Genomic DNA, 302 nt, shown 5'->3' with positions numbered 1-302 from the left:
AGAACTCACGATCAGCCGAGCTCAACGTCACCGGACGCTTCTTCTGCGAAGGCATTGACAACAGTCCTGACCGGCAGAGGGGAAGGGGAAGTCTGCCGCCAAGGGCGCGGGGTGTGAAGCGGATCGTTGTCGTGAAGCTGGCTCCGACCCCGGAGCAGTATGTGGCGCTGACATCGACACTGGAGTTGTGCAATGCGGGGGTGCAACAACACGAACTACAGCCCTTCGACGGACAGATCTTCGGCTACCCCCTAGGAGCCCGCTGATTTATCGAGGCGGTGGGGGTTGGCGGTGTGGGAGAA

At 60.9% G+C, this 302-nt stretch carries 1 pseudogene; it reads left to right on the top strand.

The features are described from left to right. Window positions 1-266, top strand: a pseudogene (locus P3H15_RS55445) (hypothetical protein); the annotation flags it as partial. Between the last annotated feature and the right edge of the window lie 36 nt (window positions 267-302).

The organism is Rhodococcus sp. T2V (genome assembly GCF_029269925.1).
Taxonomy (GTDB): domain Bacteria; phylum Actinomycetota; class Actinomycetes; order Mycobacteriales; family Mycobacteriaceae; genus Rhodococcus_F; species Rhodococcus_F koreensis.
This window is presented reverse-complemented; position numbering and strand designations above follow the sequence as displayed.